At 54.9% G+C, this 11197-nt stretch carries 14 protein-coding genes; 10 read left to right on the forward strand and 4 right to left on the reverse strand.

From position 1 onward, the window contains the following. The first annotated feature begins 2 nt into the window (after positions 1-2). The 3 genes from KZZ10_RS07015 to KZZ10_RS07025 are packed head-to-tail and all read left to right on the forward strand — an operon-like array spanning position 3 to position 2415. Positions 3-962, forward strand: coding sequence for a branched-chain amino acid ABC transporter permease (locus KZZ10_RS07015; RefSeq protein ID WP_259660769.1), 960 nt, complete (start codon positions 3-5; stop codon positions 960-962). Then, on the forward strand, positions 959-1711 hold the full coding sequence (locus KZZ10_RS07020) for an ABC transporter ATP-binding protein (protein WP_259660770.1): 753 nt from the start codon (positions 959-961) through the stop codon (positions 1709-1711). Before KZZ10_RS07015 ends, KZZ10_RS07020 begins: the two co-directional genes overlap by 4 nt. Beyond that, entirely contained in the window at positions 1711-2415 is a 705-nt protein-coding gene (locus KZZ10_RS07025; protein ID WP_259660771.1) for an ABC transporter ATP-binding protein, read from the forward strand. The genes KZZ10_RS07020 and KZZ10_RS07025 overlap by 1 nt, the downstream gene beginning before the upstream one ends. Here the strand turns inward: KZZ10_RS07025 and hemL are convergent. From hemL to thiD, 3 genes are read right to left on the reverse strand one after another with little or no spacing between them, the layout of a single operon-like run. Continuing rightward, positions 2404-3687 (reverse strand): glutamate-1-semialdehyde 2,1-aminomutase, encoded by a 1284-nt coding sequence (gene hemL / locus KZZ10_RS07030; RefSeq protein ID WP_259660772.1) that lies wholly within the window; start codon positions 3685-3687, stop codon positions 2404-2406. The two genes, KZZ10_RS07025 and hemL, sit on opposite strands and share 12 nt — an antisense overlap. 31 nt (positions 3688-3718) lie before the next feature. Beyond that, a complete protein-coding gene (thiE, locus tag KZZ10_RS07035; protein ID WP_259660773.1) occupies positions 3719-4384 on the reverse strand; it encodes a thiamine phosphate synthase in 666 nt (221 codons plus the stop codon). A 25-nt stretch (positions 4385-4409) separates the two neighbouring features. Further along, entirely contained in the window at positions 4410-5231 is an 822-nt protein-coding gene (gene thiD / locus KZZ10_RS07040; RefSeq protein ID WP_259660774.1) for a bifunctional hydroxymethylpyrimidine kinase/phosphomethylpyrimidine kinase, read from the reverse strand. A 132-nt stretch (positions 5232-5363) separates the two neighbouring features. On the opposite strand from thiD, the gene KZZ10_RS07045 reads away from it, so the two are divergent. The 7 genes from KZZ10_RS07045 to KZZ10_RS07075 are packed head-to-tail and all read left to right on the forward strand — an operon-like array spanning position 5364 to position 10066. Beyond that, positions 5364-5528 carry a rubredoxin gene (locus KZZ10_RS07045; protein ID WP_259660775.1) on the forward strand — a complete coding sequence of 55 codons (165 nt, stop codon included), beginning with the start codon at positions 5364-5366 and terminating at the stop codon, positions 5526-5528. 9 nt (positions 5529-5537) lie between these two features. Beyond that, the gene (locus tag KZZ10_RS07050) at positions 5538-6119 is read left to right on the forward strand and encodes a YqgE/AlgH family protein (RefSeq protein WP_259660776.1); all 582 of its coding nucleotides are present in this window, start codon (positions 5538-5540) and stop codon (positions 6117-6119) included. Then, positions 6112-6504 (forward strand): Holliday junction resolvase RuvX, encoded by a 393-nt coding sequence (gene ruvX, locus KZZ10_RS07055; RefSeq protein WP_259660777.1) that lies wholly within the window; start codon positions 6112-6114, stop codon positions 6502-6504. The genes KZZ10_RS07050 and ruvX overlap by 8 nt, the downstream gene beginning before the upstream one ends. A gap of 10 nt (positions 6505-6514) precedes the next feature. Continuing rightward, positions 6515-7057, forward strand: a complete 543-nt coding sequence (pyrR, locus tag KZZ10_RS07060) for a bifunctional pyr operon transcriptional regulator/uracil phosphoribosyltransferase PyrR (protein ID WP_259660778.1) — start codon at positions 6515-6517, stop codon at positions 7055-7057. Further along, positions 7057-8010 (forward strand): aspartate carbamoyltransferase catalytic subunit, encoded by a 954-nt coding sequence (locus KZZ10_RS07065; protein ID WP_259660779.1) that lies wholly within the window; start codon positions 7057-7059, stop codon positions 8008-8010. Before pyrR ends, KZZ10_RS07065 begins: the two co-directional genes overlap by 1 nt. Beyond that, positions 8007-9305: a dihydroorotase gene (locus KZZ10_RS07070; protein ID WP_259660780.1), complete on the forward strand. Its 1299-nt coding sequence runs from the start codon at positions 8007-8009 to the stop codon at positions 9303-9305. Before KZZ10_RS07065 ends, KZZ10_RS07070 begins: the two co-directional genes overlap by 4 nt. Further along, the gene (locus tag KZZ10_RS07075; RefSeq protein WP_259660781.1) at positions 9302-10066 is read left to right on the forward strand and encodes a lysophospholipid acyltransferase family protein; all 765 of its coding nucleotides are present in this window, start codon (positions 9302-9304) and stop codon (positions 10064-10066) included. Before KZZ10_RS07070 ends, KZZ10_RS07075 begins: the two co-directional genes overlap by 4 nt. Positions 10067-10083: 17 nt before the next feature. Here KZZ10_RS07075 and KZZ10_RS07080 read toward each other — a convergent pair whose 3' ends face one another. Beyond that, positions 10084-11118, reverse strand: coding sequence for an amidohydrolase family protein (locus tag KZZ10_RS07080; protein WP_259660782.1), 1035 nt, complete (start codon positions 11116-11118; stop codon positions 10084-10086). Positions 11119-11197 lie beyond the last annotated feature (79 nt).

Genomic DNA, 11197 nt, shown 5'->3' on the forward strand with positions numbered 1-11197 from the left:
TCATGCAATCTCTCTCTTCACGCCTTCCTTGGCTGTGTCTGGTTTTGTTGATTGCCTTCCCGTTGGTTGCGCCAGCGCTCAACCTTGATTTTTACGTGTCCTTTGTTCGACGCGTTCTAATTTTTGCGCTCGCGGCAAGTAGCCTGAACTTTATTCTTGGGTACGGCGGAATGGTGGCGCTTGGCCATGCTGCCTTCTTCGGTGCGGGCGCTTATGTCGCTGCCATTTTATCGACGCAGGGTTTGCAGCAGGCTTGGCTAGGTTGGCCAATCGCGATGTTGGTCTCTGCCGGGCTGGCTTTGATTGTGGGGGTAGTTTCGCTTCGTACGCGAGGAGTCTACTTCATCATGATCACACTGGCGTTTGCGCAAATGGTGTTTTACTTGTTCATTTCGTTACGCCAATACGGTGGTGAAGATGGCATTAATTTGCCGGCGCCCCTGCAGTTGCCAGGGCTGAATCTTGCTAATGATCTGACTTCCTACTATGTCGTGCTTGTGATTGTTGTGGGATGTCTTTGGCTGATGAATCGGGTTGTTCAGGCCCGCTTCGGCCAAGCGTTACAAGGGATTCGAGAAAACGAGCCCCGGATGGAAGCCCTGGGGTATCCCGTATTCAAGATTAAGTTGCTCGCGTTTGTGCTCGCTGGCGCCGTTGCGGGTCTCGCTGGCGCCTTGCTGGCTAATCACAACTTGTTTGTATCACCCAGTTTGATGCACTGGACGTCCTCGGCGAGCCTGATCATTATGGTGATCGTGGGTGGAATCGGTCTGCGTTATGGCGGAGTCGTGGGCGCCGCAGTGATGCTTTGGCTTGAAGAGGTCCTGCGTCTTTACACTGACTACTGGCATATGCCGCTCGGGTTTCTGTTGCTGGCGATTGTGTTGTTTGCACCGCGTGGGCTTTCAGGCGCATGGAGTACCTTTGCTAGGCGATTTTCAAAGTCGGGGCGCGCAGCATGACAGTTGCATTGCATGCCCATCAACTGACAAAGCGATACGGCGCACTCGTTGCCTGTGACCAAGTTTCGCTAACGGTCTTGCCCGGTGAAATACACGCGCTCATTGGCCCTAATGGCGCTGGAAAGTCCACATTGATTCATTTGCTCTCTGGCACGATAGCCGCTGATGCCGGCAATTTGCAGTTGGGCGATCGCGACGTGACCCGCTTGTCACCGCATGCCCGGGTCGCAGCGGGCTTATCGCGCTCGTATCAAATCACAAATATTTTTAAGCAGCTTTCCGTCTTTGATAATTTAATGCTCGCTGTACAGGCACACGCTGGTAGCAGTTTTGAGTTTTGGCGACCGCGTGAATCGGATCGTGCGCTGCATGAAGCTGCGGCTACCTTGGCCGCGCAGTGTGCAATCGACCAGCTTCTGTGGCGGCAACCGGCAGGCGCCTTGCCGCATGGTGAGCAGCGCAAATTGGAATTTGCGTTAGCGCTTGCGGCGCAGCCCAGTGTATTGTTGCTCGACGAGCCCATGGCAGGGATGGGTCCTGATGAGACCCTTCGCTTGACGGAGTTGATCGGCTCTTTGCGTGGTCGAGTATCGATGCTTCTCGTTGAGCACGATATGCAGGCGGTATTTCGGCTCGCAGATCGCATCTCTGTGTTGGTTTATGGCAGCGTGATCGCCACCGGTACCCCAGCTGAGATACGTGCGAACGCAGCTGTGCGGCAAGCCTACCTCGGCGAGGAGACGGCTTGATGTTGCGCGTGCAAAATATTCAAAGTGGTTACGGTCTGAGCCAAGTGTTATTCGATGTCTCTCTTGAGATCGGTGTCGGTGAGGTAGTTGCGTTATTGGGACGCAACGGGATGGGTAAGTCCACGCTTGTGCGCACGGTCTTTGGTCAACTGCCTCTGCAAACGGGGCGACTAAGTTTTGAGGGTCAAGACGTGTCGGGATGGGCTCCTGACCGCATCGCACGTCTTGGTTTGGCCATCATACCTGAGGGTCGCCAGTGCTTTCCTAATCTTTCCGTGCGGGAGCACCTGACGGCATTTGCCGCACAGCGTAACGGCAATGCAAGTCAGCGGTGGGATCTTGAACGGGTCTTTGACATGTTTCCACGTCTGCGCGAGCGACAGGGCAACATGGGTAACCAACTATCGGGTGGCGAACAACAAATGTTGGCAATTGGTCGTGCGCTAGTCACCAACCCCAAGCTGCTGATTCTTGATGAGGCCACTGAGGGGCTAGCACCGATCGTTCGGGAAGAGATTTGGCAGTGCCTTGCGCGGCTACGCGAGGCTGGTCAAACCATTTTAGTCATCGATAAATATGTCGAACGGCTGATCAAGCTTGCCGATCGACATATTATTCTCGAGCGCGGTCGCGTCGTATGGCAGGGTAGCTCCGCCGAACTAGACGCTGATCGCAGTCTTTGGACGCGCTACTTAGGCGTTTAGTTTCGCAAACACTTTGTCGGCTGCCGTAATGGTTGCTGCGATGACGCTGTCATCGTGGGTACTCGAAACAAACCCTGCTTCGTAGGCCGAAGGTGCGAAGTACACACCTTCGTCAAGCATGCCATGGAAAAACACCTTAAACATTTCGATGTTGCTTGCAGAAACTTCGGCCAGGGTGGTGGGAACTTTGTCTGAGAAGTACACGCCAAACATCCCCCCAACACAGTCTGCGCTGAATGGAATCTTGTGCGCGCGTGCGCGCTCCACCAGGCCATCGCACAGGGTGCGGGTACGCTTGCTGAGGTCTTCATAAAAGCCGGGCTTGGCTAAAAGCTTTAACGTCGTGATCCCTGCTGCTACGGCGACTGGGTTGCCCGAGAGGGTGCCCGCCTGGTAGACACCGCCCAGTGGCGCGATATTGCTCATGATTTTGGCGCTTGCGCCGAAGGCACCGATGGGCATCCCGCCGCCAATCACTTTTGCGAGCGTGGTGATGTCAGGTTTGATACCGGTCAGGCCTTGCACCCCTTGTGGCCCGACACGAAAGCCGGTCATCACTTCGTCGAATATCAAGAGCGCACCATGTGCTGTACATTCGCTGCGCAGTGTTTCCAGAAAGCCTGCGATAGGCTTGATCATATTCATGTTTCCTGCGATCGGTTCCACGATGATGCAAGCGATGTCTTTACCGTGTTGTGCGAAGGCTGTTTTGACGCCAGCGATGTCGTTGTAGTCCAGCACAATGGTGTGTGCCACGAATTCGGGTGGCACGCCAGCTGAAGTTGGATTGCCAAAGGTCAACAGGCCTGAACCTGCTTTCACAAGCAGACTGTCTGCATGGCCGTGATAACAGCCTTCGAATTTGATGATTTTGTTGCGCCCCGTTGCGCCTCGGGCTAGACGAATGGCTGTCATGGTGGCTTCGGTGCCAGAACTAACCAGACGCACCTGCTCTATCGAGGGCATGCGTGCGATCAGCATTTCGGCAATTTCAATCTCTGCCTCGGTGGGTGCACCATACGACAGGCCATGGACGGCCGCCTCTTGCACGGCGCGCACCACCTCTGGATGCGCGTGCCCCAGAATTGCGGGCCCCCAAGAGCCGATGTAGTCGATATAGCGTTTGTCCTCTGCATCCCAAAAATAGGGTCCTTGTGCGCGGGCGACAAAACGAGGTGTGCCACCGACGGAGCGGAAAGCTCGGACAGGTGAATTGACGCCTCCAGGAATACTGCGACTGGCGCGTGCAAAGAGTTCGGCATTAGTAGGCATAGGAAGTACTCCGGTTGATCGGGAGAAAGTATCAGGTTTTTGAGTGAGCGTCTGGAAACTTCGCGCTGAAGGTGCGCGCAGTTTCTTCGATGTTGGGTGAGGCAAAGAGTCCGCCCACCACGGCGATTGTGTCAGCGCCTGCTTGGATCACCGAGCCGGCCTGCGAGACACCGATGCCGCCGATCGCGACCACAGTGGGGCGGGGATGTGGCATTGCCTGGCATAGTGCTTGGCCGTCGGTCAGTACCGACAACGGTGCGGGTGGGGCGAGCGGTTTGGTTTGTGACGAGAACATGGCGCCGAAGGCAATGTAGTCAACCTCATGCGCTAAGTGCTTCGTGGCAAGAGAGATATCCGCGTAACAAGAGACCCCAAGTAATAACTTGGGACCGATTTCACGCCGAACCAACTCTGGTGCATCGTCTTCTCGTCCGACGTGTACACCGTCCGCGCCGACTTCCAGGGCAAGACGCCAGTCGTCGTTGATCATAAACACGACACCGTACTCTTGGCACGTGTCCCGGAGTCGTCGCGCAAGCGCTTTGCGCCAGGCTGGTGTCGCTGTTTTGTGGCGCAATTGCAGCCCAGTCATGCCCCCGCGGGCGGCGGCGCGCACCGCTTGGTCGAGCTTGTCTGCATCCGTCCATTCTGGTGTCACACCGTAAAGGCCGCGCGGAAACCTGAGGTTATTGTTCATAGGGACGAAGCTCAGAGGGTTTCGGTCAGGGGGTCTTAGGATGGCGGCGCGCGATGCGTCGCCCCATTCCTGGTTGAAAAGACTGGGCGAGCGCTTGTTCAGCATGAGCACAGGCCTGTCTTGCGGCCTCTTCAACGCTTAGGCCTTGGGCCAGTAGGGCGGCGAGTGCGGCAGCGACCAATCCACCAGAGTCACGTAACCGTTCTGGTGGTGCAACCCAGGGCCAGGTGAACGCTTCATTATCTGGTCCAAGCAGGATGTTCACCAAGTGGCCGGGGCGCTGCGGGCTTCCTGTGACCAACACCCAGTCGGCACCAATCGCCTGCAGCGCTTGTGGTCCGGCGGTCAATCCAGAAGCTTCAAGCACATCTTCAGTGATCCATTGTGTCAGTCGACGCGCTTCGACGACCACAACATGTGCTTGCGGGACGAGCAGCTCGAGGACAGATCCGACGAGATCTTCGACCTCCTCTTCCTCTTCTTCCTCAGGTTGTTCCGTAGTGATTTCTGGCGCACCTAAGTGCAGAACCAAAGGAACCTGGCTGTAATCTGCCGCGATTTGCGCGACCGCGCTGACTGCTTCGGCAGAGTTCAAGGCTCCCACTTTGATTGCCCCAACCGGCACGTCTTCCAGCAGGCAACGGGCTTGATCATCGATTTGTTCGGCCGGACAGGGAAATACCGACTCGCTCTCGGCTGTGTCTTGAATAGTCACCGCGGTGAGCGTTGAGATCGCATGCCCGCCAAGCGTGGCACACGTTACCGCGTCCGCAGGCAGTCCGTCTGACCCGGTTGGGTCAAAAGGGCCAAAAATCAGCGTAATCGGTGTTGAAACAGGTTGATTCATGTCAAAAAGGCAAGCGATCGGCAGGCAAAGCCTTGTTGGTTTCGGTAAGATTGACCCCATTGTAAGAGATGAGCCGTTTTATCCGCCTAAAATTCCCGGTGGAGCGGTAAGTCCTGAAACGAAGAGAAAAAAATGCGTACTTGGATGTGTTTGATTTGTGGTTGGATTTACGACGAAGAGACTGGCGTGCCCGAAGAGGGTATTGCCCCAGGCACCCGTTGGGAAGACGTGCCACCGAACTGGGTATGCCCAGAGTGCGGTGCGCGCAAAGAAGACTTTGAATTGATGGAGATCTAAGCCGGGCCTATGACGCAGCAAACCACGCCGGCCGCCGAGCCGATTGACCTGTCGAATCAGTTTCTGATGGCCATGCCTGGCATGGTCGACGGCGAGTTTGCTGGCACGGTGATTTATCTCTGTGAGCACGGACCCAAAGGCGCGCTCGGCTTGGTGATCAACCGACCGACTGACCTTAGCGTGGCGGGCTTGCTAGAAAAAATAGATCTAAAACTTGAAATCGCGTTGCCTCTAAACGCATCGGTGTATTTCGGTGGACCCGTCCACACGGACCGCGGTTTTGTTTTGCATTCGCCAGCTGGTAGCTTCAGCTCTAGTATTCAGCTTGGGCAGCTCGCCCTGACCACCTCTCGCGATGTGTTGCAGGCTGTTGCAGAAGGCAATGGCCCCGACAAAATGCTGGTAACCCTAGGCTACTCAGGGTGGGGCGCCGGGCAGCTTGAAAACGAAATCGCACAAAACGCTTGGTTGACTGTTCCGGCCAACCCGGATGTGATTTTTGCGACACCTCCAGAGGACCGCTACTCGGCCGCACTTAAACTACTTGGGATTGATCCTGTCATGTTGTCTGGTGTGGCGGGGCATGCCTGAGGAAACGCTTCTCGCCTTTGATTACGGCGTCAAAAAATTAGGCGTTGCGCTCGGAAATTCTTTACTTAGACAGGCTAGGCCTCTCGAAATTATCGAGACAGCCACGCGTGACGCGCGCTTTGCCCGTATCGAAGTCTTGCTTAAGCTCTGGCAGCCAGAGCGCCTGGTGGTCGGGCTTGCCCTCAACACGGACGGTTCAGATCAAGAGGCGACTGCACGCTGCCGACGTTTTGCACATCAATTAGAAGGTCGCTTCCGCTTACCCGTTGCGTTGATTGACGAGCGAGGTTCGAGTATGGAAGCGCAGAAAATTACCGGCAATGCCCCTGATGATGCCGTCGCAGCGGCTATTATTCTCCAACGCTACTTTGATGCGCTGACTTGAGGCTCGACGAATGGCCCCCACAACCCCCGCCTACACGCCCGCTACCTTGCCTGACGCTGAAACGCTTTACGGCAATCTCTTGTCCGCGGTGCGCCATATCATTCAATCGCTACCCACTGGTCTGGTCCATTTAGTCGGGATTCATTCTGGCGGTGCTTGGCTCGCGCAACGACTGCATAAAGACCTCGGACTCACGCAGCCAATGGGTACGCTGGATATCAGTTTTTATCGCGATGATTTCGACAAAATTGGTTTGCATGCGCAAGTGATGCCGTCAGAGATATCGTTTCCGGTTGCTGATAAGCACTTGATTCTTGTCGACGATGTGCTCTACACCGGCAGGACGATTCGTGCGGCAATGAACGAACTGTTTGACTATGGCCGACCGGCTTCGATACGTTTAGCCGTCCTGGTCGATCGTGGTGGAAGAGAGTTGCCGATTGCGGCCGTCGCAGTAGGCGGCTATGTGGATCCGGCGCCTGCAGCGAGTTTTGTCTTGTCTCAAAAAGAGACAGGTGCGTTTGTTCTTACTATTGAATCTAAGGAGCATTGATGCGTAATCCTCAACTCAATCGACATGGTGAGCTGACGCATCTGATTACAACCGAAGGTCTGCCGCGTGATATCTTGACCCATATCCTTGACACCGCGCAGACGTTTGTGCCGCTCGCTGATCGGGATGTGAAAAAAGTACCTCTTTTGCGTGGCAAGAGTGTTTTTAATCTGTTTTTTGAAAACTCCACGCGTACGCGGACCACGTTTGAAATCGCAGCAAAGAGATTGTCGGCGGATGTCTTCAATTTAAATATTAATGTCTCATCCGCCGCAAAAGGCGAAACTCTGCTCGATACGATTGCAAACTTGTCGGCCATGCAGGCCGATCTGTTTGTGGTGCGACACGAGGCAAGTGGAGCCCCCTACTTAATCGCGCAGCATGTTGCACCCCATGTGCATGTAGTGAATGCGGGCGATGGGCGGCATGCTCATCCGACGCAAGGTCTGCTTGATATGTATACGATCAGACATTTCAAAAAGGACTTTGCCAATTTAACGGTGGCAGTGGTAGGCGATATTTTGCACTCGCGCGTGGCGCGCTCGAATATCCACGCCTTGACGACATTGGGTGTGGCAGAGGTGCGTGCGGTCGGACCGTTAACGTTGCTACCCTCGGGCCTCGACCAAATGGGCGTGCGCGTCTTCACCGATATGAAGGAAGGCATAAAAGGCGCAGATGTCATCATCATGCTACGACTGCAAAACGAACGAATGGGGGGCGCCTTACTGCCCTCTTCGCACGAATACTTCAAACATTATGGCTTGACCGAAGAAAAACTCGCTCTAGCGAAGTCAGACTGCATCGTGATGCATCCGGGGCCCATGAATCGCGGAGTGGAAATTGATTCGGCCGTTGCCGATGGCCCGCATTCGGTCATCTTGAATCAAGTGACGTTCGGGATTGCAGTGCGCATGGCTGTCATGAGTATCGTTGCAGGAGCATCAGCATGAAGCTTCAGATTAAAAATGGTCGTGTGATTGATCCGGCAAACAAACGTGATCAACAAACGGATCTATTTGTTGCGGACGGACATGTTCTGGCTTTTGGTCAGGCGCCCGCCGGCTTCAAAGCAGAGCGCGTGATCGATGCTTCAGGCAAGTTAGTTGTCCCTGGGCTTGTCGATTTGGCCGCACGTTTACGCGAGCCAGGGTTTGAGTACCGCGGCACGCTTGAAAGTGAAATGCGCGCTGCACTGGCCGGAGGCATTACGAGCCTGGTCTTGCCGCCCGATACAGATCCAACGCTCGACGAGCCAGGCTTGGTAGAAATGCTCAAACATCGTGCGAGACAATTAGCACAGGTGAATTTGTATCCACTAGGCGCGATGACTGTAGGGTTGAAGGGCGAAACCCTGACAGAGATGGCCGAACTTACCGATGCGGGATGTATAGCGTTTTCTCAAGCGGATACGCCTGTACTCGATACAACAGTATTACTGCGCGCAATGCAGTATGCGCGCACATTTGACTTTATGTTGTGGTTGCGTGCGCAAGACCCTTGGCTAGCCAAGGGTGGCGTGGCTGCCAGCGGCGCCTATGCTTCACGTCTTGGATTGCCAGGTATTCCGCAGCAAGCAGAAACGATTGCTCTCAACACCTTGTTTGATCTTCAGCGCACCACGGGCGTTCGGCTGCACCTTTGTCGTTTGTCTTCTGCCGCAGGGATTGAACTTGTGCGCGCCGCTAAACACGAGGGATTAGCTGTTACGTGTGATGTGTCGGCTAATCATGTGCATTTAACGGATGTCGATATTGGGTATTACGACAGCAACTTCCGACTTGATCCACCGCTGCGCGGACAGCGTGATCGGGATGCGATTCGCGCAGGACTCGCCGATGGGACGATCGACGTGGTGTGTTCTGATCACACGCCGGTTGATGATGAGGGAAAGATGCTGCCGTTTGCTGAAGCCGAACCTGGTTCGACAGGCCTTGAACTTCTTTTGTCCTTGACACTGAAGTGGGCGCAAGACGCGAAGGTGCCACTTGTTGATGCGTTAGCGCGCGTCACGAGTGGGCCGGGCCGCGTGTTGGCAGCCTCCTCCTCGGCCGTCGCTTCGGCGGGCCAGCTTGGCATCGGTGCACCAGCCGATCTGTGCATCGTAGACCCGAGCGCGTATTGGCAAGTGAGTCGACAGTCCTTGTTAAGTCAAAGCAAGCACACGCCTTTCTTAGGTATCGACTTGCCGGGTCGCGTGCAAACAACCATCGTGCGCGGGCAGATCGCCTGGGAGTTCGCTGGTTGAGTTTGTTTCGCTTTATTTGCAGACTGAGTGCGCTCACTATTTGGGTTGTGCTTGGACTGTGCGCAATCATTCTGTTGCACCCGTTCATTGGTCAGGCAGGACGCGGCTGGACCAAGACGCATTGGTCCCGCGTGTTGCTCGTGTTGTGCGGCATTTTGACGACGCGCAGTGGCTCCCCCTTAGCGAGCGGCCCCGTCCTGTTTGTCTCGAATCACGTGTCCTGGTTAGATATTTTTCTACTAAATGCCGCACGCCCCACAGTATTTGTTGCCAAGAGTGAAATTCGTCGCTGGCCGTTACTTGGCTGGTTGGTCGCTGGCGCCGACACAATCTTTATCGAAAGAGCCTCGCGCCATGCGGTGCATAAGGTCGGTCACGCTATGCAAGAGCGTTTTGCGCGTGAGCAGGCGGTAGGTTTATTTCCTGAAGGGACGACCTCGCCCGGCTACGATTTACTCCCGTTTTATGCCAATCTCTTTGAGCCAGCACGTAAGGGTGAAGTCTCTATACAGCCTGTTGCACTTGTTTTTTACCATCACGGCAGACGCAGTGACTTTGCCGCATTTGTAGGTGAGGAAACGCTTGTACGAAATTTATGGCGAGTACTCGGAGGTACTGGCGTCGCCGTCAAAGCCGTGTTCTTGGCTCCGATCTGGAGTCCAGACGGGAGCGAGGCTCCGCCTCGCTCCAAGTTGGGTCATTTAGCGCGTCAGGTGATACAGCAGGAGTTGGTGCCTCGCGACAAGATAGGACCGAGCTAGTCCGCATTAACGCTGAGTTAACAGCCCTGGCAACGCGGGTGTGCCCTTAGTCGAGGATAGACACCTAGCGCGTTACGCGCAAACATTTGTTGCTTCTGCTGGACATCGGCTGACGGAGACGCATCAATGTAGCGCTTCGTGTCGTCGTAGTAGCAATTGGTTAAAGGATCGATGCCTTGTACGGCCCCAACCGTCTCTGATGCAAACAAAATGTTTTTTGTGGGTAAGACACGCAGCAATAGATCGATGCCTGGCTGATGATAGACGCAGGTGTCAAAAAATACGTTGTTCAATACTTTTTCTTCCAGCGGAGGCAAGCCCATGTCTTGGGCCATGCCACGGTAACGTCCCCAATGGTAGGGTGCTGCGCCACCGCCATGCGGAATGATGAATTTCAGTGTCGGAAAATCTTTAAAAATATCGGAGGTCATGAACTGAACAAAAGCAGTCGTGTCGCCATTGATGTAGTGTGTTGCCACCGCGTTGAAGTGCGGATTGCAGGAGCCGCTGACGTGAATCATCGCAGGCACATCGAGCTCGACCATTTTCTCGTATAGCGGATACCACCATTTCTTATCCCATAGTGGTGGATCAGTCCAGCGCCCGCCGGTGGGATCGGGGTTGAGGTTGGCACCAATAAAGCCAAACTCATTGACACAGCGCTCAAGCTCTGCGATGGCGCGGGCACCGGGCGCAACGCCGCTAGCCTGTGGCAATTGGCACACACCAACAAAATGGTCGGGATAGAGCTTACACACCCGGTGGATGAGCTCGTTATTAAAACGCGCCCAAACTACGTTGGTGTCTTCGTTGCCCATGTGGTGGTCCATAGCCACCGCTTTAGGCGAGAAGATGGTCATATCGATGCCGCGCTCTTGCATGATGCGTAACTGGTTCTTATCGATGCCCGCACGAATCTCCTCGTCCGATACTGCCGGGAGCGCCATAGTGGTCGCTTTACCCGCGCGCTGGAATTCCGCAATTTGGTCGGCGCGGAACTTGGCCACTTGGGCGGGGGCGGTGGTGAAGTGACCGTGACAATCGATAATCATGACTGACCTTTGTTAAAACGAAGTGAGATACCCAACAATTTACACAATTTCAAAGGTGTTGAGCAGTTGTCCTTGCGAT

Source organism: Zwartia hollandica (genome assembly GCF_019923725.1).
Classification (GTDB): domain Bacteria; phylum Pseudomonadota; class Gammaproteobacteria; order Burkholderiales; family Burkholderiaceae_B; genus Zwartia; species Zwartia hollandica.

Excerpts from the sequence above, each read along its gene's own strand:
- KZZ10_RS07015 (WP_259660769.1), top strand. The coding sequence starts at position 3 with ATGCAATCTCTCTCTTCACGCCTTCCTTGGCTGTGTCTGGTTTTGTTG.
- KZZ10_RS07080 (WP_259660782.1), bottom strand. The coding sequence starts at position 11,118 with ATGATTATCGATTGTCACGGTCACTTCACCACCGCCCCCGCCCAAGTG.
- pyrR (WP_259660778.1), top strand. The coding sequence starts at position 6,515 with ATGGCCCCCACAACCCCCGCCTACACGCCCGCTACCTTGCCTGACGCT.
- KZZ10_RS07050 (WP_259660776.1), top strand. The coding sequence starts at position 5,538 with ATGACGCAGCAAACCACGCCGGCCGCCGAGCCGATTGACCTGTCGAAT.
- thiD (WP_259660774.1), bottom strand. The coding sequence starts at position 5,231 with ATGAATCAACCTGTTTCAACACCGATTACGCTGATTTTTGGCCCTTTT.
- KZZ10_RS07020 (WP_259660770.1), top strand. The coding sequence starts at position 959 with ATGACAGTTGCATTGCATGCCCATCAACTGACAAAGCGATACGGCGCA.
- KZZ10_RS07045 (WP_259660775.1), top strand. The coding sequence starts at position 5,364 with ATGCGTACTTGGATGTGTTTGATTTGTGGTTGGATTTACGACGAAGAG.
- hemL (WP_259660772.1), bottom strand. The coding sequence starts at position 3,687 with ATGCCTACTAATGCCGAACTCTTTGCACGCGCCAGTCGCAGTATTCCT.
- ruvX (WP_259660777.1), top strand. The coding sequence starts at position 6,112 with ATGCCTGAGGAAACGCTTCTCGCCTTTGATTACGGCGTCAAAAAATTA.
- KZZ10_RS07070 (WP_259660780.1), top strand. The coding sequence starts at position 8,007 with ATGAAGCTTCAGATTAAAAATGGTCGTGTGATTGATCCGGCAAACAAA.
- thiE (WP_259660773.1), bottom strand. The coding sequence starts at position 4,384 with ATGAACAATAACCTCAGGTTTCCGCGCGGCCTTTACGGTGTGACACCA.
- KZZ10_RS07025 (WP_259660771.1), top strand. The coding sequence starts at position 1,711 with ATGTTGCGCGTGCAAAATATTCAAAGTGGTTACGGTCTGAGCCAAGTG.
- KZZ10_RS07065 (WP_259660779.1), top strand. The coding sequence starts at position 7,057 with ATGCGTAATCCTCAACTCAATCGACATGGTGAGCTGACGCATCTGATT.